Here is a 16,889-nt window from a genome sequence, read left to right on the forward strand (position 1 = left end):
ATGTCATCTTCCCCGTCCGCGCCACGGACCGACCGCACGCAGCGGACCGTCGCCGCTGTGCATGCCGCCCCGGTGTTCATGGACACCGAGGCGACCGTCGACAAGGTCATCGGATTCGTCGAACGGGCCGGCCGGGAGGGCATCGACCTCCTGGTGTTCCCCGAGACCTTCGTACCGGGCTACCCGTACTGGATCGAGGCATACGCGCCGTTGGACCAGCAGAGCGCCAACGCCGCCTACGCCGGTGCCTCCGTCGAGGTGGCCGGACCACAGATCGCCCGGGTCCGGTCCGCGTGCCGCCGCGCCGGGGTCGGTACGGTCCTCGGCGTCAGCGAACGGCTCCCCGGTACCCGCACCTGTTTCAACAGTCAGGTCTTCATCGACCCCGACGGCAGTCTTCTCGGCGTGCACCGCAAGCTCCAACCCACCTATGCCGAACGGATCGTGTGGGCTCAGGGCGGTGGTTCGACGCTCGGCGTGTTCGACAGCGCGCTGGGCCGGATCGGCGGACTTGCCTGCTGGGAGCACACCATGAACCTGGCCCGACAGGCCCTGATCGCCCAGGGCCAGGAGATCCACGCGGCGGCCTGGCCCGGGCTGTCCACCATGGCGGGCTTCGAGGCCGTCGCCGACATCCAGATCGACGCCATGATGAAGACCCACGCACTCACCGCCCAGACCTTCGTCGTCTCCGCCGGCAACCCGGTGGACGCGACGTGCCTGAGCTGGATGGAGTCGGCCATGGGCCCCCAGAAGCACATCACCGAGGGCGGCGGCTGGTCGGCCGTGATCCACCCCTTCACCCAGTACCTGGCCGGACCGCACACCGGTCCGGAGGAGCGGCTCGTCACCGCCCGGATCGACCTCGCCGACCTCGACGCCGTCAAGGTCTGGGTCGACTCCCGCGGCCACTACGCACGACCGGAGATCCTCGGCCTGCGCGTCGACCGCCGCCCGCTCTGGCACGACGAGGGCCGCCGCGAGTGGCCCGCCGCCCCGGACGACGACACCGAGCGGCCCGCGAGCGGAACCGACTGAGCGCGGAGCGCGGGCGGCACCGCGACGCGGGCCCGGTGCGCCCGACGCCCCGCCGATGCCGTTCCGAACGCAGCGATGCAGTTGCCCGGCGCGGGCGGAAGTACCGGGGCTCGGTCCGCATGGCCGAAATCCCCGCCTTCCGCGGCGCGATCGTCGAATCCGTCCTCGCGGCCGCCCGCCGTGGAACGCCGTCCCCGGCCGGGCGGCGGTCCACCGCTCAGACCGGCAGGCGCGGCACGCTCTCGACGAGCCGACGGGTGTACGGGTGCGCGGGCGCACCCAGCACCTGTGCGGTCCCGCCCAGCTCGACCAGGCGACCGCCCTCCAGGACCGCCGTCCGTTCGCACAGCGAGGCGACCACCGACAGGTCGTGGGAGACCATGACGAGCGTCAGACCGCGCTCCTCCTTCAACTCCTCGATCAGCTCGACGACCTTCACCCGGGTCGTGACGTCGAGTGCGCTGACCGGCTCGTCGGCGATCAGCACCCGCGGATCGCACACGGTCGCCCGGGCGATGGCGATGCGCTGGCGCTGCCCGCCGGAGAACTCGTGGGGATACCGGCCGGCGGCGTCGGCGGGCAGGCCGACCTGCTCCAGGGCCCGGGCCACCTTCGGCGCGGCGGTGGCGCGGGTGTCGATGCCGAGCGAACGCAGCGGTTCGGACACGATGGCACCGATGCGCCGCCGCGGGTCCAGCGACGAGTACGGGTCCTGGAAGACACACTGCACACCGCGCCTGAAACGCCGCATCTGCCCGCCGTCGCGCGGCCTCAGCTCCTCGCCGTCGAACCGGACGGTGCCGGAGCCCGGGCGGGCCAGCCCGAGCAGCAGGCGCAGCAGCGTGGTCTTGCCGGCCCCCGACTCGCCGACGAGGGCCAGACTCTGCCCGGTCCCGACGGCGAGGGAGATGTCCTCGACGACCGGCGAGGCGCTTCCCCGGTAGCCGAAGGAGACTGCGTCCAGCTCCAGTACGGGCGTCATCACGCGCTCCTCGGGTCCAGGGCCGATTCCAGTTGCCGTGCGCTCGCCACCAGCGCCCGGGTGTACTCCTCGCCGGGGGTGCGCACGATCTCGCGGACGTCACCCTCCTCCACCGCCCGGCCGTCCTTCATGACCAGCACCCGGTCGGCGACCTTCGCGACGACCGCGAGATCGTGGCTGACGAAGAGGATCGCCATATCCCGCTCCCGCACCAGCGAGTCGAGCAGGCCGAGCATGTCGGACTGCACGGTGACGTCGAGGGCGGTGGTCGGCTCGTCCGCGATGAGCAGCTGCGGATCGCAGGCCAGTGCCATGGCGAGCGCGACGCGCTGGCGCTGCCCGCCGGAGATCTCGTGCGGGAAGGCACGGGCGATGCGGTCGGGCTCGGGCAGCCGTACCTGCTCCAGGGCGTCCACGACGGCCCGCCGCAGCGCGGCGCCCTTCAGACCGCGCCGCCTGCCCAGCGGTTCGGCGACCTGCCGGCCGACGCGCATCAGCGGGTCGAGCGCGGTGAGCGGCTCCTGGAAGACGACGGAGGCGTCCCGGCCGCGCACCTTCGTGAGCCGCCTCTCGTCCGCGCCCACGATCTGGGTACCGGCTAGCTCGACACTGCCGGTGGCCGTCATGCCCTCGGGCAGCAGACCGAGCACGGCGAGCGTGGTCAGCGACTTCCCGGAACCCGATTCCCCGATGAGACCGAGGCGTTCGCCGGGGGCCATGGCCAGGGAGAGGCCGTCGACGAGGACCTGCCCCTGTGCCGTGCGGACCGTGAGGTCGCGTACGTCGAGGATGTTCACGCGTGCCTCCGCCGGGTCGCGGGATCGAGGGTGTCGCGCAGCCCGTCGGCGACGAGGTTCACGCCGATGACGAGCAGGACGAGCAGGATGCCGGGGGCCAGGGCGCCCGCCGGGGCCGTGGTGAAGGTGGCCTGCGCCTCCTGGAGCATGCGGCCCCACGAGGCGTTCGGCGGCGGCGCGCCCAGACCCAGGTAGGACAGGCCGGCCTCGGCCAGCACCGCGAGGCCGAACTGGAGGGCGAGGTTCACCACCAGCGTCGGCCAGATGTTGGGCAGCACATGGCCGACCACGGTCCGCGGCCACGACGTGCCCGAGGTGCGGGCCGCCGTGATGTAGTCCTGCGCCAGGACCCGCTTGACCAGGATGCGCACCAGCCGGGCCACGACCGCGCTCTGCGCGAGGCCGATCGCCAGCACCGCGGAGCCCAGCGTGGCCGACCGGGCGGCGACGATCAGCATCGCGAGCAGCAGCGTCGGGAAGGCGATCAGGATGTCGAGGAACGCGGAGACCGTGTCGTCGAGCCAGCCCTGCGCGAACGCGGCGAGCACGCCCAGGACGCCGCCGAGCGCCGCGGCGATGAGCACCGAGCCGAGACCGGCCTCGAAGGCGATGCGCGAGCCGGTCATCAGCTGGGTGAGCAGGTCCCGGCCGAGCTTGTCGGTGCCGAGCAGATGGCCCGCACCCGGGCCGGCCAGCCGTCCGCCGGACGTGTCGTCGGCGGCGTACGGGAGCCAGAGCACCGACACCAGTGCGAGCACGGCGATCAGGCCGGTCAGGACGCAGCCGACCAGCAGGGTGGCCGATCGTCTCTCGGGCCTCGTCCCTGACGTGCGCTCGGTCGGATTCATGTGCTCCGTCGCGTTCGTGGATTCGGCGGGAACCGGGGTCTTCACCGGGCACCCCCGGAGAGCCTGCCGCGCAGCCGGGGATCGACGATCCTCTGGACCAGGTCGGCGACGAAGCCGATGACCAGCACCGAGAGGGTGGAGACGAACAGCACGCCCTGGATCACCGGGTAGTCGTGCTGCGCGATGCCGGTGGCGAGCAGGGAGCCGAGCCCCGGGAGCGCGTACACGGACTCCACGACCACGGCCCCCAGCAGCGTGGACGCCAGCTCGATGCCGAGGATGGAGATCACCGGCACCGAGGCGTTGCGCAGCCCGTGCCGCCACATCGCCTGCCCGAACGACGCGCCCATGGCCCGCGCGGTGCGCAGGTAGTCGCTGCCCAGCACGTCGAGCACGGCCGACCTGACGTAACGGGTGAGCGAGGCGCTCATCACGAGGGCGATGGTGATCACGGGCAGGGCCAGCGAACGGATCGCCTCGGACGGCTGCGCCCAGCCGTCCGGCGGGAAGCCGCCCGCGGGCAGCCAGCCGGCGTTCAGGGCGAAGACGGCGATCAGGATCATGCCGAGCCAGAACACCGGGACGGCGATGCCGAGCTGGGACACCCCGTTGAGCAGTGCGCCGTACCAGGTACGGCGCCGGTGTGCGGCGACGAATCCGACCGGCACGGCGATGAGCACCGCCAGGACGAACGACGCCAGCGTGAGCGGGACCGTGACGTTCAGCCGGGAGGTGATCTCGGGCCCGACCGGCAGCGAGCTGACGAACGAGGCGCCGAGGTCACCGCTCGCCAACTGCCCTATCCAGTGGGTGAACTGCTCGGGCAGTGGCCGGTCGGAACCGATGGAGTGCCGCGCCGCGGCGATCTGTTCGGCGTCGGCGCCCACCGAGGTGAGCGCGTTGGCCGGATCGCCCGGCAGCATTCGCAGCAGCACGAACAGGACCACGCTCGCCAGCGCCAGCGATACCAGCAGGAAGGCGAGGCGGCGCAGCAGGTACCGGCCCATCAGCCCTTCTTGATGTCGTAGGCGAAGAACTGGGAGTTGAGACCGTTCACCGGGTAGCCGGACAGCTTGTTGTTCGCCACGACGATCTGCGGGTAGAGGTACAGCCAGTCGCTGGCCGCGTCCTCGGCGGTCTTGCGGTTGACCTTCTTGAGCAGTTCGGTCTGCTCGGCTGTGCTGGACGCCTGCTCGGCCTCCTCGACCCACCGGGTGACCTGCTTGTCGTCGTAGCCCCAGTAGAAGTCGGGGTTGCCGTACCAGACCAGGTCGCGGTCGTTGACGTGCTCCTGGAGCGTGGCCGTGAAGTCGTGGTTCTTGTAGACCTTCGTGTACCACTCGTCCGGAGTGATCGTGTTGATCTTCACGGTGATGCCGACCTTGGCCAGCTCGGACTTGATGAAGGTCGCCGCGGTCGGGTGCGGGTCGTAGTTCGGGGTGTCGAGCGTGAAGGAGAAGCCCTTCGCGTATCCGGCGTCGGCCAGGAGCTTCTTGGCACGTGCGGTGTCGTACGCGTTGACGCCGGTGAGGTCCTCGTACCAGGGGTCGGTGGGCGGCACCATGGAGCCGATGGGCTTGCCGTAGCCGCCCCAGACGGACTCCAGCAGCTTCTTGTCGTCGATGGCGGCGGAGACGGCCTGCCGCACCCTGACGTCCGTGAACGGCTTGGCCCGGTTGTTGAACGCGAGGAGCAGTTTGGTCGTCGAATTGCCGTCGTTGACCTTGTAGTTCGCGTTGTTCTTGAACTGTTCGAGGGCGTCGGGCGACTGCTCGCTGGTGACGACGTCCACCGCGTTGGTCAGCAGCGCGTTGTTGAGCGCGGTGGCGTCCTTGTAGTAGTGGAAGACGGCCTGCTTGTTGGCGGCGGCGTCGCCCCAGTAGCCGTCGAACCGGGTGAGGCCGAGGGCGGATCCGCGGGTCCACTTGTTCAGCTTGTACGGCCCGGTGCCGTCCTCGGTCGTCCTGAGGTCCTTCGCCCCGGAGTTGACGATCCACACGTAGGAGAGGTTGTAGACGAAGGAGATCGACTTCTTGGCGAGCCGGACCTCCACCGTGCGGGCGTCGGGCGCCGTCACGGACTTGATGACCTCAAGATTGCTCTTGCGCGCGGACTGGGAGTCCTTCGCGATCACTCGCTCCAGGCTGTGCTTCACGTCCTGACCGGTGAGGGCCTTGCCGCTGTGGAACTTCACTCCGTCGCGGAGGGTGAAGGTGTACGTGAGGCCGTCGTCGGACACCTTGTAGTCCTGGGCGAGGAGCTTCTCGACCTTGCCCTCGTCGGTGAGCCGGAACAGTCCCTCGTAGACATTGCCGTTGAGCGCCTCGGTGACGCCCTGGCCGCCGCCCGCGGTGTTGTCGAGGTTCTGCGGCTCGTAGAGCGAACCGATGTTGACCGTGGCGTCCTTGCCGCTCCCGCCCGCGGACGCGCCGCTGCCGGAGCCGCCCCCGCAGGCCGTGAGGGTCAGGGCGAGGGCGGCGGCGGTCGCTCCGCCGTAGAGGGACGTCTTCTTGATGCTCATGGGAAGTGCGCGCTTTCGTGCTGCGGGGCGGGGAGTGCCGGGACGATCGGTGCCCGGGTGATCAGTGCTGTGCGGGGAAGCCGTCGCGGAAGACGGGTCGCTTCTCTCCCGCCGTCACGGGCAGGTGGAAACGGTTCTGCCGCGGCGGCATCGGACAGTTGTACTGGTCGGAGAAGCCGCAGGGCGGCACGAACGCCCGGTTGAAGTCGAGGAGGACCCGGCCCTCACCGGTGTGCGTGACGAAGAGAAAGCGCCCGGCGCCGTAGGTGGTGTCGCCGTTGGTCGGATCGCCGAAGACGAGCAGCAGGGTGCCGTCGTCGTCGAAGGCGCTCAGTGTGTAGTCCCGGCCGTCGAGGGTGAGCTCGATGTCTCCCGGCACGACGAGGTCACGGGTGCCGCCGTTGTCCCGGATGTGCTCGAATCCGACCCGCCTGGCGCCCGGCACCGGCGTGTACGAGGCATCCAGCACCCAGGCCGGGTCGTACGCGAAGACGTCGGTGCGGTCGAAGTGCTGGATCGCGGCGGACCGCGCGTCCCAGAACCGCAGCCCGTACTCGGGTGCGCCGGTGACGGCGTCGGTGCGCTCGACGGCGGTGACGGTGAGGGAGTCCGGCCGACCGGCCGCCGCGGCCTCGGGGTCGGGACGCTCACCGGCCGGGGCCCAGCGGGTCTCGACGAGTGCGAGGTTCCCGGTGGCCGAGGTCACCGAACGCCGACGCTCGACACGCCATGCCTCCCAGGCCGCGGCGGCATCGACGGGCTGTTCGAGGACTTCGGCGGCGTGCGGCACGGTTCGACTCATTCACGTAGGCGTTCATCGACTGACACGCCTCGAATGTCACGAAGCGTGAACTTCAACCCAAAGGGTCTTCTTTATCTTCCATAAGGGGCGCTAATGTCAAATGTGACTGCATGGTGAGACCGGGTGGGGTCGGGGACCCGCTCCGGGCGGCCTTCGGCGGCCGCGTGCGGAGGTGGTGCCCCGGTTCGGGCCGGGGCACCTGGGCAGGAGGCGGTTGCCGCCGGGGCCTCGGCGAGCGCGCCCGGTGCGTCATCCGAGCGGCGGCCCGGCCTCGGTGATCCAGGTGCGGGCCCAGGACACCAGCTTCCGGTCGCTCAGGGTGTCGACCCACAGATCGGCCCGCTCAGCCGTCCGCCCGGCGGGGCGGGGGCCGACGCCCAGCACGCGCAGGCCGGCCCTGCGTGCCGACTCGATGCCGGTGAGGGAGTCCTCGACCGCCAGTGCCTCCCGCGGCTGGACCCCGCAGAGCTTCGCCGCGGCCGCGTAGACGTCCGGCCTTGGCTTGGGGCGCAACGAGCCGCCGGCGACCACGACATGGTTGAAGTGGCCGAGCAGCCCGGCCCGCCGCAGGCAGGACTCGACGACTTCCAGCGGGCAGTTGCTGGCGACGGCGAGTGGGAGGTGACGTGTCGTCAGTCCGACCAGTGCCGCCGCGCCCGGCATGGTGACGGGATCCGCGTCGACGAGGTCCATGAAGTTCCTCAGGAGCGAGTGGGTCATGTCGTAGGTGAGCTCGGGTTTCCCGGTCTCCCGCGCCATGAGGCTCCCGCACTCGGTGTAGTGGACGCCCTGGGCGCGCGCCGCGAAGCCGATCGGCGGCTTGAGGCCGAACTCGCGGAACACGAGGTTGCGGGCGTCCTGCCAGTGGCGTTCGGTGTCCATCAGGGTTCCGTCGCAATCGAAGACGACGGCGGCGGGCGACCAGGTGAGGATGGAATGATCTGTCATTTCTCTGCCGTTCTCGGAGAGTGCGCCGGCCCCGGGTCGATCTCGCATCGCTGATGTCCCGGACTTCGGGGAGGGCGCGCTGAACTGTCGGGAATGTGATTCCGGGCGGCCTTCGGCGACCGCGTGCGGAGGCGGTCGATTTGCCTCCGTCGGGCCCGTCGGTGCGGAAATCGTCCGCCTCATCGGTGACGAGCCGAAAACATCGTGCCGACTACGTTAATTTCACGGCGGAGCGAGGGGCAATCACTACTTCGAGTGTTTTGCGGCAGTGCGGTCGCGCTCCGGGCGTGAATCATGGAGTGGCCCGTGGTAAGGGCGTGCACCGCCGATCGGCCGCCCAACCTGCTTCTTTGGTCGATATGTCGGAAGACGGTGGCGGTTTCCCGGTGGTGGTGTGACGGACTTGTGTGCGACGTCGGTCGAAATGAATGCGGAATTATCCGATGCTGCCCACGCGTGCGCAGTCGAAGAATCATAAAATCGCTGCACGGTATGGCTTGACGGCACCGTCATGCGCGGGTGCATTACCGCTTTGCGCCCTGTGCGTCGCATGAAATATCGAAGGTGGAACATACGTGCAGGACAGGGCGCGAACGACGCGGCGAAATCTCCTGGAAGCCGCGGCGCATCTCTTCGTCGAACGGGGATACGTGGGAACGAGCGTCAATGACATATGCGCCCGGTCGGGGAAGACCAGCGGAGCCATCTATTTCCACTACTCCAGCAAGGAGAAGCTTGCCCTCGCCGTGGTTCGCGAGCAGTTCGCCGCGTGGCCGCAGCTGACCGCGCACTACACGGCATCGCATGTTCCGCCGCTCGAAAGGCTCGTCGCCCTGAGCTTCGAGATCGCCGGGGTCCTGTGCCGGGACGTCACGGCCCGCGCGGGTGCCCGCCTGTGGGCCGAACGCCGCAGCATCGACGCGGTGGTTCCCACCCCGTTCGCAGCCTGGACGGCGGCGGCCACCCGACTGCTCGCCGACGCCCGGTCCAGGGGGGAACTCGCCGCGGGCGTCGAGCCGTCGGGTACCGCCCCGGCGCTGGTGTGCGCCTTCTTCGGCCTGTACAGCCTCACCGGCGAGGCCGCGGGGGAGACGGAACTCGCGGTGCGGCTCGACCAGTGGTGGCGTCTCGTGCTGAACGCGCTCCAGGCGCACCCGGACCCGGCGGCCCTGATCGCGCGGGCGCGGGCCCGGGTCTCGTGAGCGTCCCCGCCCTGCCGGGGCGCCGGGGGCGGGCGGCTGGCGGCCCCGGTCGCCCGTCCCGTCGTCCGTGCGGTCGTCGTAGAAACCGCGCCCCGCCCTGATCCCCGGGTGTCCGGCGTCGACCTACCGGTGCGGCAGGTCGTGCGGGCCGGTGGGCGGGGCCGTTCGGCCGCGCAGTGGTCCTCGATGTCGAGCACGACGTCCGGGCCGACCGCGTCCATCATCCGGAACGGATCGTTCGGCGTTCCCATGTCGATCTGCCCCATCCGGTCGATGTCCTGCGCTGCGGACGCGCCTGGGGGCGTACCGACGGGCGCGGAGGTCCTGTCGGCGAGGGCCCGTCAGCCGGCGAGGTAGTCGTGGACGGGCTCGCCCGGACCGAGGGTGAGATCGGTGAGGATGTGCCAGGCGTCGACGATCTCGTGGACCGGCAGGTCCGCCAGCGGGGCCAGCGCGTGCGCGAAGAGCTGGAGCCGGGCCGGACCTCGGAACGCGCTCTTCACCGTGATGTCGGTGATCCGGGTCCGGACCAGGTCACAGATCCGAGGCTTCCCGTCGTAGCCCGGAACCACCTGGACCATGAACGTGGGCAGGGTCAGCTCCGCCCGGGCCTCCGCGGGGTCCATCGGAGCGTGCTTGAAACCCATTGTCGCCGTGGCCACCCGGACCGAACCGTAGTCGAGCGTCCCGACCAGGGTGTCGCCCTCCAGGGCCAGACGCGGGGAGCCGCCCTTCTTCGGGTACGCGCTCAGTTCCCGGCCGCTGGAGATGGCCGGAACGCTGTCCACGTACATCGCGAGGCCGAACTCGGCGCGCTCGCCCTCGTACAGGACCTCCACCAACTGGGCCGCCTCGGTGCAGTCGCCCAGACCGGTGACGTCGGGCATGCGCATCACCTCGAACCGCACCAGTGGCTCGGCGACCGACAGCGGCTCGGGCAGGAGCCGGTCGAGCACCTCGGGGTCCGTGCGGTAGGTGATGCTCAGGTATTCGCGGTCGGTGAAGCGGTACCGGGTCGGCGGGTACGCGGGGCGGTCCAGCGGGGTGGCGAATGCTCGTGGGACGTCCTGGGAGCGCACGATTCCTCCGACGGACTGCGGGGGCCTCGCGCCTCGAACGGGCGGCGAGGCGTACGGCGGTTTCGCCCACAGTCTCCGGTAGGGGAGCGGTGATCGCATGTCGTGCGGTGCCCCGCCGGGAGGTCGGGGCTCGTTCCGCACCCACGTACCGTCCGGTCGCCGCTGCGGTCCCGTGCGGACCGCCGGCGGTCAGGACGTTCCGCGTGCCGGTGGATGGGTGGCGCGACGCATCTCCCGCAGGCGATCGGTCAGGGCCGTCACGGGCCCCCGGACGACGAGGTCCGGCACGACCTCACGGACCGGCAGCGGACTCACCGGGGAGGCTGCCGCAACCAGTCGGCGATCACCGGGGCGGCGCTGAGATCGTGCTCCTCGGCCAGGGCGGTCATGGCACCGCAGCCGGAGTGGCCGCGGACGACGATGTCGTGGACGCCCGGCACCGCGACGGCGTACTCGACGCTCGCCGCGACGCCGTCGGGCGCCGAGCCGTGGGCCGGGATCAGATTGCCGGCGGTCCGGATGGCGAACAGCTCGCCCGGTTCGCTCTGCGTGATCAGTTCCGGCACCACGCGGGCGTCGGAGCAGCCGATGAACAGTGTCTTCGGCCGGTGCGTCGTGGCCGGACGGGCGAACAGTCCCGCCTTGGCGGGAAAGACATCGCGTCGGAACCGCTCGGGGCCGTGGGTGATGTGGTGCAGGGGCACTCCCTTCGGTGGGTGCCGGCCCAGCGGGCTGACGTTTTCCACCATGCATGACCTGGCGGTATGGAGTCCAAGTCTTGCTATTCATAGGTTCATTGGTGGTGTCCATTGGTGGTGTCTGTGGAATCTGTGCCGCCGGGCCGGGGCGGTGCTGTCCGGGGTGCCGCCGCCCCGCCCGGCTCGACGGGAAGGGGGGACTCGCCCCTCGATGGCTGCGGCCATAGGCAGAAGAGTGCATTTGCGCAAAGTGTGATCGATGCGCTCTATACTTCGCGGCATGGGTCCGGAACTGCGGCACCTCCGCTATCTCGTCGCCGTGGTCGAGCACGGCAGTTTCACGCGTGCCGCCGAGGAACTGCGCATCTCCCAACCGACGCTGTCGCAGCAGATCAAACAGCTGGAACGGGTGGTCGGCGCCCAGCTGCTCGACCGGAGCGGACGAGGTGTCCGCCCGACCGACGCGGGCGAGGTCTACGTGAGCCACGCGCGGCGCGCGCTCCGCGAGCTGGCGGTGGCCGACCGGGCCGTGCTCGATGTCGCCGACCTCTCGCGCGGGCACGTGCGCCTGGCGATGACGCCGACCTTCATCGCCTACCTCGCCGGTCCCCTCGCGCGGGAGCTCCGCACCCGCCACCCGGGGGTCACCCTGGAGGTGCGGGAGATGACGCAGGACCGCATCGAGGCCGGTCTTCTGGCCGACGAGCTGGACATCGGCATCGCCTTCGAGGGGGACCACCTGTCCGGCATCGCGCCGGTCCCGCTCTTCACGGAGGCGCTCGGTCTGGTCGTCGCCGCCCGCGGCGGACCCGACGCGCGAGCCGCCCGGCCGGTTCCGGTGCGCGATCTCTCCGCACAGCAACTCGCCCTTCTCAGCAGTGATTTCGCCACCCGGAATCACGTCGACGAGTACTTCGCCAGGCATCGCGTCAGACCGCCGATCGTCGTGGAGGCCAACAGCGTCCAGGCGCTCACGGAGATCGTGCAACGCACCGCCTCGCTGGCCACCGTGCTGCCCGACGCGATCACGGACGACCGCCCCCATCTCACCCCCGTTCCGATCGATCCCCCGCTGCCCACGCGCGTGGTCGTGCTGCTGCGCAGGGGGAGTGCCTACGAGAGCGCCGCCGTACGTGCCTTCACCCGGCTGGCGCACGACCTGGTCCGGGAACGCGGCTACGCGTCGCCCCGGCCGATCCGCGGCGACGCCGACTGATGGGAGAATGACGACATGACGGCCGCGAGCGGCTTCGAGCCCGAATCGGAGCGGGTGACACGGCAGTTGCGCGACGAGATCGTCGACGGGGTGCGCGCACCGGGCAGCAGGCTCGTCGAGCGCGAACTCGCCGCGGAACTCGGGGTGAGCCGACTGCCCGTCCGGGAGGCCCTGAAGGCTCTGGTGACCGAGGGACTGGTCACCCCGCGGCCACGGACCTGGGCGGTGGTGCGGGAGTTCACACCGACCGACATCGCCGACCTCGACGAGGTCCGTTCGGCTCTGGAGACCCTGACGTTCCGGCTCGCCGCGCAGCGGCGCACCCGCGCCGGACTGGCGAGGCTCCGCGCGGATCTGGACACCGAACTGTCGGCGGCGCACGAGGGCGACGCCGTGCGGGCGCGGCGCGCCGCGGCCGACTTCCACGAGACGGTGGCCGCGCTGGCGGACAACGAACTCCTCGACGAGCTGGAGGGCACCCTGCGCAGCAGGATGCGCTGGCTGCTGGGGCAGCACGACGACCTGGTGGCGGTCGCCGAGGAGCACGCGGAGCTGTACGGGGCGATCGCGGACCGGGACGTCTCGCGGGTCGAGGCGCTCGTCATGAAGCACCTGGCGACGAGCCGCGCCGCCGTGCGCCGGAAGCAGTCCCGGGACTGACCGGACGCCGGTCACCGCGTCGGTCCGCCCGAGCGGATGCGGGAGGCCAGTACCGCGATGTCGTCCTCGGCGCCCTCGCCGTACCGGTCGAGCACCTCGTCCAGCAGGCCCTCCAGTCCTCCGCTCACGGGCATGCGCAGTTCCGTCAGCCGTGCGACGGACACGTCGACGGCCTCGTCCCGGCGCTCCACGAGCCCGTCAGTGTACATGAACAGCACGGTGCCGGGCCGGCAGGGGATTGGCCGGCTCTCGTACCGTCCGTACCCGGTGCCCAGGGGCGGCCCGACGGGCAGCTCGGGGATGCGGGCCGCGCCGCCGCCCGGGTCGATGAGGACGGGCGGCAGATGGCCCGCGCTGGCCACCTCGCACACCTCCCAGAGCCGGTCCACCACCGCGATCAGACAGGTCGCCGCCCGGTCGAGTCCCGACCGTTCCACCATGGCGTCGAGCCGCTCCAGGATGCGGTGCGGCGGCAGCTCGTCCGCGGCCAGCAGCCGCAGCAGGGAGCGGTAGTGGCTCATGGCGACGGCCGCCTCGACCCCGTGCCCCATCACGTCGCCCATGGCCTCCAGATGCCGTCCGTTCCGCAGCGGGATGACGTCGAACCAGTCGCCGCCGACGAGCACCCCGCGCTCGGCCGGCAGATAGCGGGTCGCGATCTCGATGTGCGGGTGCCGGCCGGACGGTTCGGACAGGAGCGAGCGCTGGAGCTCCAGGGCGATCCCGTGCTCGCGCGCGTATCTGCGGGCGTGGTCGACGTCGATGGCCACGCGCCCGGCGAGCTCCCGGGCGATGATCACGTCCACCTCCGAGGTGAAGGGCGGGGAGTTCCCCACCCTGCCGAGTGCGAGCACACCCTGCGGGATACCGCGGACCGAGAGCGGCACGACGCACATCGAGTGCAGGCCCATGGCCCGGTACGCGGCGGTCCGGCCCGGGTCCGGGCCGGACCGGCCGAGCCGTTCGTCCGTGGACGAGTTCTCCAGCACCGGCCGGTCGTCCGTCAGGGAACGCTGGACGACGGACTCCACCTGGTAGTCGATGTACTCGCCCGGCTCCCGGAAGTTCCCGGGGGCTTCGCGGACCTCGGGCGTCATGGCCAGGGCGGCACGGCGCAGCCTGACCACCCCGGGCGGCGGGCGGCGCACGGGGTGCCCGATCTCCGACGGGAAGACCTCGACGGAGGCGACGTCGGCAAGCGCGGGCACCATGAACTCCGCCAGTTCCTGGCAGGTGGTGTCCATGTCCAGGGTGGTGCCGATGCCGGTGGAGGCGCTGTCGAGCATGGTCAGGTAGTGCCGGGCGCGATGCAGCTCCTCCTGCTGGTGGCGGGACGCGCTGATCTCCATCACGATTCCGACCAGGCCCAGGCGGACGCCGCCGACCTCGATCCGGTGGTAACTGCCGCGCCAGTGCCGCCTGTCCTTCCCGGTCAGCTCGCGGGTGCGGCCGCTGAACGTCGTGTCGCGCGGATGCCCGTCCCGGAGCACCGCGCGCAGCACGTGCTGTCGTTCGTCGAACTCGGGCAGCACGTCGACGATGCTCCGCCCCCGGTGCTCCGCGGGCGACGGCCCGTTGATCCGGGCCTGAGCCGGGTTCACGTACAGGTACCGCAGCTCCGTGTCGTACAGCGCGACCCCGGCGGGCGCACCGTCGAAGAGGAGGGAGAGGACGGAGACGTCGAACGGCAGCGGCCATCCGTCCTGCGCTTCGGCCTGCACGTCAACCTCCTGGGGCGGGGCGCGGACCACCCGCTGCCCGGTCCTCAATCGTGGGTCCGGTGCCCGCGGCGCGCATCCGCTCCGATCGCGGCCGGTGCGGTCCGTGCGCCGCCCCGCCCGGCCGCCCCCGCCTCCGCCCGGGTGACGCCGGGGCGCCGTTGCGTGACCGAACGGCCGCCCGGACGTGACGTCACCCATGGGAGCCACGTCACATACGCACGGGGTTCGCGGATGCTCCGTCGCCCCTTGGGCCGAGAAGCAGTAGATGAAGGTAAAAAACGGATATTCTTCCGAAGTTGGGTAGTGCGTCACATCCTTGCGCTCACTCCGGCATTCCGCCCACGATGGCTGTCGTTGCGAGAATCCGCGACCGGACCCGGTGGATCCCACCGGCTCCGCCGTCGGGGCGGGCAGGGCTACGCCGACAACCTCGACGGCTGGATCAAGGAGTCGCCGGCCATCATGAAGGCCGAGGGCATCCCCGGCAGCTACGATCCACCGAAACATCATGCGGGAGCCCGGCGGCAACCCGAGCGCCCAGAACGACTGGGACGTCAACGCGCGACAGGGCACCCCCTCCAAGGGGCTGCTCCAGGTCATCCAGCCGACCGTCAACGCGTACCACGTCGACGGCACCGCGCACGACCCGACCAACCCCGTCGCCACCATCACCGCGGCCGCCAACTGCGCCGGGGATCGCTACGGGTCGATCGACAACGTCAACTCCGCCTACTGATCCGGGAATTCCGTTCCCTCGTCGGCGAGGCGCCGCCGGGCCGCGACGACGGACTCAGCTCTCGGCGTCGTCGGTGCGGCGCTCGCCCTCCGCCTGCGACGGCTGGGTGCGTGTCGTGGCCGGGTGCCGCTGTTCGGCCGGGTTCATGTCCTCCTCCAGCCGCTCGCCCTCGGCCTGTGACGGAGTCGGATACTCCTCGTTCTCGCTCATGGCCGCCTCCGCGATCGGAACGCGTACATGTGGGTGCGTACGAAATGAGCGTAACGCGCCCGTCGGCCGGGCGTCGCGGCCGTCATCCCCCCGCGGAGCCCGCCGGCCCCGCCCTCGGCCGAGTCGTCAGCCGCCCGGGGCCGGTGCAGTGTGGAAGACGTGAGTATCGGTGAGCGCTTCGCGGTGCTGCGGGAGTCCTGGCGGCCGGGCCACGGGCTGCTCGCGATCCCCGTCGGCCTCGTCGCCCTGATCACCGTTCTGGACATCCTGTCCGGGGCGGAAATCCAACTCGGTCCGCTGCTGGTCATCGCACCCGCGCTCACCGCGTCCTTCGCCGGTCCGGTGCTGACGGGAGCGATCGGGGTGCTGGCCGTGGCGGCCCAGGTCTTCATCGCCGAATACCTCGGGGCGCTGGACAGCCGCAACGCGCTCGTCCAGATCACCGCCCTCTCGGTGCTCACGGTCCTGATCGTGATCTTCTGCCTGATACGCGAGCGACGCGGACGCCTGCTCGCCCAGGTGCGGACGGTCGCGGAGGCCGCACAGCACGTGCTGTTGTGGCCGCTCCCGGAGCGGATCGGACCGCTGCGGGTCGCGTCCCTGTATCTGGCCGCCGAGGACGAGGCGCTGATCGGCGGGGACCTGTACGCGGCCGCGCGCGTCGAGGACGGCACCCGGATGATGATCGGCGACGTGAGAGGCAAGGGCCTGGCCGCCGTCGGAGAGGCGGCCGTGCTCCTCGGAGCCTTCCGCGAGGCCGCCCACCAGCAGACCGGACTGCCCGAACTGGCCGCGGCCCTGGAACGGAGCGTCTGCCGCTACCAGGACGACTTCGAGCCGGAGGGCGAGGCGGGTGAACCCTTCGTCACCGCCCTGCTGCTGGAGATCCCCGACGAGGGGCGCATCGGCAGGCTGACCAGCTGTGGCCACCCGCCGCCGCTGCTGCTCGGCGCGGGGCACTCCGTCACCGTGCCGGACCTCAATCCCGCCCCGCCGCTGGGGGTCGGCGGCCTGGCGCCGGCCTCCCACGCCATCGACGTGGTCGCCTTCGAGGACGGGGACACCCTGCTCCTGTACACCGACGGTGTCATCGAGGCACGGGACCGGGACGGGGCGTTCTACCCGCTCGTGGAACGGGCCTCCCGCTGGACCGACTGCGCCCCGGACGTACTCCTGCACCATCTGCGGCATGATCTGCTGGCCCACGCCGGCGGACGGCTGGGCGACGACGCCGCCGTCATCGCCATCCGCCGCCAGTCCGCCGCCACCGCGGCGCACCCGCTCGTGAAGAGCGTCTGCCCCGGCACGGCCCGTCCCGGCGCCGGCCGCCGACGACCCAGGGAGGAATAGGGCGGATGGCGAGCGGCGTCATGCGGCTTCGCATCCCGGGCGGGGCGACAACGACGGCGGACGGGGTCTTTCCGGTCCGAG

At 71.0% G+C, this 16,889-nt stretch carries 15 protein-coding genes and 3 pseudogenes; 6 read left to right on the plus strand and 12 right to left on the minus strand.

Translation table 11 applies throughout. The features are described from left to right. Positions 1-1,038, plus strand: coding sequence for a carbon-nitrogen hydrolase family protein (locus ACFC79_RS11060; protein ID WP_376238043.1), 1,038 nt, complete (start codon positions 1-3; stop codon positions 1,036-1,038). A 217-nt stretch (positions 1,039-1,255) separates the two neighbouring features. Here ACFC79_RS11060 and ACFC79_RS11065 read toward each other — a convergent pair whose 3' ends face one another. From ACFC79_RS11065 to ACFC79_RS11095, 7 genes are all read right to left on the minus strand, one after another. Next, positions 1,256-2,020 carry an ABC transporter ATP-binding protein gene (locus ACFC79_RS11065; RefSeq protein WP_376238045.1) on the minus strand — a complete coding sequence of 255 codons (765 nt, stop codon included), beginning with the start codon at positions 2,018-2,020 and terminating at the stop codon, positions 1,256-1,258. Next, a complete protein-coding gene (locus ACFC79_RS11070) occupies positions 2,020-2,817 on the minus strand; it encodes an ATP-binding cassette domain-containing protein (RefSeq protein ID WP_376238048.1) in 798 nt (265 codons plus the stop codon). Before ACFC79_RS11070 ends, ACFC79_RS11065 begins: the two co-directional genes overlap by 1 nt. Continuing rightward, a complete protein-coding gene (locus tag ACFC79_RS11075; protein WP_376238051.1) occupies positions 2,814-3,665 on the minus strand; it encodes an ABC transporter permease in 852 nt (283 codons plus the stop codon). The genes ACFC79_RS11070 and ACFC79_RS11075 overlap by 4 nt, the downstream gene beginning before the upstream one ends. 41 nt (positions 3,666-3,706) lie before the next feature. Continuing rightward, a complete protein-coding gene (locus ACFC79_RS11080) occupies positions 3,707-4,672 on the minus strand; it encodes an ABC transporter permease (RefSeq protein ID WP_376238054.1) in 966 nt (321 codons plus the stop codon). Continuing rightward, positions 4,672-6,186, minus strand: coding sequence for an ABC transporter substrate-binding protein (locus ACFC79_RS11085; protein ID WP_376238056.1), 1,515 nt, complete (start codon positions 6,184-6,186; stop codon positions 4,672-4,674). The genes ACFC79_RS11080 and ACFC79_RS11085 overlap by 1 nt, the downstream gene beginning before the upstream one ends. A 61-nt stretch (positions 6,187-6,247) precedes the next feature. Continuing rightward, positions 6,248-6,988 (minus strand): DUF1684 domain-containing protein, encoded by a 741-nt coding sequence (locus ACFC79_RS11090; RefSeq protein ID WP_376238058.1) that lies wholly within the window; start codon positions 6,986-6,988, stop codon positions 6,248-6,250. Positions 6,989-7,237: 249 nt separating this feature from the next. Beyond that, complete coding sequence (locus ACFC79_RS11095) at positions 7,238-7,936, minus strand: HAD family hydrolase (protein ID WP_376238061.1); 699 nt, start codon at positions 7,934-7,936, stop codon at positions 7,238-7,240. A 575-nt stretch (positions 7,937-8,511) separates the two neighbouring features. On the opposite strand from ACFC79_RS11095, the gene ACFC79_RS11100 reads away from it, so the two are divergent. Beyond that, a complete protein-coding gene (locus ACFC79_RS11100) occupies positions 8,512-9,138 on the plus strand; it encodes a ScbR family autoregulator-binding transcription factor (protein ID WP_376238063.1) in 627 nt (208 codons plus the stop codon). A gap of 203 nt (positions 9,139-9,341) precedes the next feature. Here ACFC79_RS11100 and ACFC79_RS11105 read toward each other — a convergent pair. From ACFC79_RS11105 to ACFC79_RS11115, 3 genes and pseudogenes are all read right to left on the minus strand, one after another. Continuing rightward, positions 9,342-9,404 (minus strand): annotated as a pseudogene (locus tag ACFC79_RS11105) (hypothetical protein); the annotation flags it as partial. Positions 9,405-9,479: 75 nt separating this feature from the next. Continuing rightward, positions 9,480-10,217, minus strand: a complete 738-nt coding sequence (locus tag ACFC79_RS11110; RefSeq protein ID WP_376238065.1) for an acetoacetate decarboxylase — start codon at positions 10,215-10,217, stop codon at positions 9,480-9,482. A gap of 326 nt (positions 10,218-10,543) precedes the next feature. After that, positions 10,544-10,915, minus strand: a pseudogene (locus tag ACFC79_RS11115) (carbonic anhydrase); the annotation flags it as partial. A 280-nt stretch (positions 10,916-11,195) separates the two neighbouring features. On the opposite strand from ACFC79_RS11115, the gene cynR reads away from it, so the two are divergent. Together cynR and ACFC79_RS11125 are read left to right on the plus strand one after the other, a co-directional pair. Beyond that, entirely contained in the window at positions 11,196-12,131 is a 936-nt protein-coding gene (gene cynR / locus ACFC79_RS11120) for a transcriptional regulator CynR (protein ID WP_376238067.1), read from the plus strand. A 15-nt stretch (positions 12,132-12,146) separates the two neighbouring features. Then, positions 12,147-12,791 carry a GntR family transcriptional regulator gene (locus tag ACFC79_RS11125; protein WP_376238070.1) on the plus strand — a complete coding sequence of 215 codons (645 nt, stop codon included), beginning with the start codon at positions 12,147-12,149 and terminating at the stop codon, positions 12,789-12,791. Positions 12,792-12,802: 11 nt separating this feature from the next. On the opposite strand, the gene ACFC79_RS11130 is transcribed toward ACFC79_RS11125, so the two are convergent. After that, positions 12,803-14,512 (minus strand): SpoIIE family protein phosphatase, encoded by a 1,710-nt coding sequence (locus tag ACFC79_RS11130; RefSeq protein ID WP_376238072.1) that lies wholly within the window; start codon positions 14,510-14,512, stop codon positions 12,803-12,805. A gap of 417 nt (positions 14,513-14,929) precedes the next feature. On the opposite strand from ACFC79_RS11130, the pseudogene ACFC79_RS11135 reads away from it, so the two are divergent. Continuing rightward, positions 14,930-15,248: pseudogene (locus tag ACFC79_RS11135) on the plus strand (transglycosylase SLT domain-containing protein); the annotation flags it as partial. Positions 15,249-15,302: 54 nt separating this feature from the next. On the opposite strand, the gene ACFC79_RS11140 reads toward ACFC79_RS11135, so the two are convergent. Further along, a complete protein-coding gene (locus tag ACFC79_RS11140; RefSeq protein ID WP_376238075.1) occupies positions 15,303-15,458 on the minus strand; it encodes a hypothetical protein in 156 nt (51 codons plus the stop codon). Between the two features lie 159 nt (positions 15,459-15,617). On the opposite strand from ACFC79_RS11140, the gene ACFC79_RS11145 reads away from it, so the two are divergent. Continuing rightward, positions 15,618-16,808, plus strand: a complete 1,191-nt coding sequence (locus ACFC79_RS11145; RefSeq protein ID WP_376238078.1) for a PP2C family protein-serine/threonine phosphatase — start codon at positions 15,618-15,620, stop codon at positions 16,806-16,808. Positions 16,809-16,889: the final 81 nt, after the last annotated feature.

The organism is Streptomyces sp. NPDC056061, assembly GCF_042266885.1.
Classification (GTDB): Bacteria; Actinomycetota; Actinomycetes; order Streptomycetales; family Streptomycetaceae; genus Streptomyces.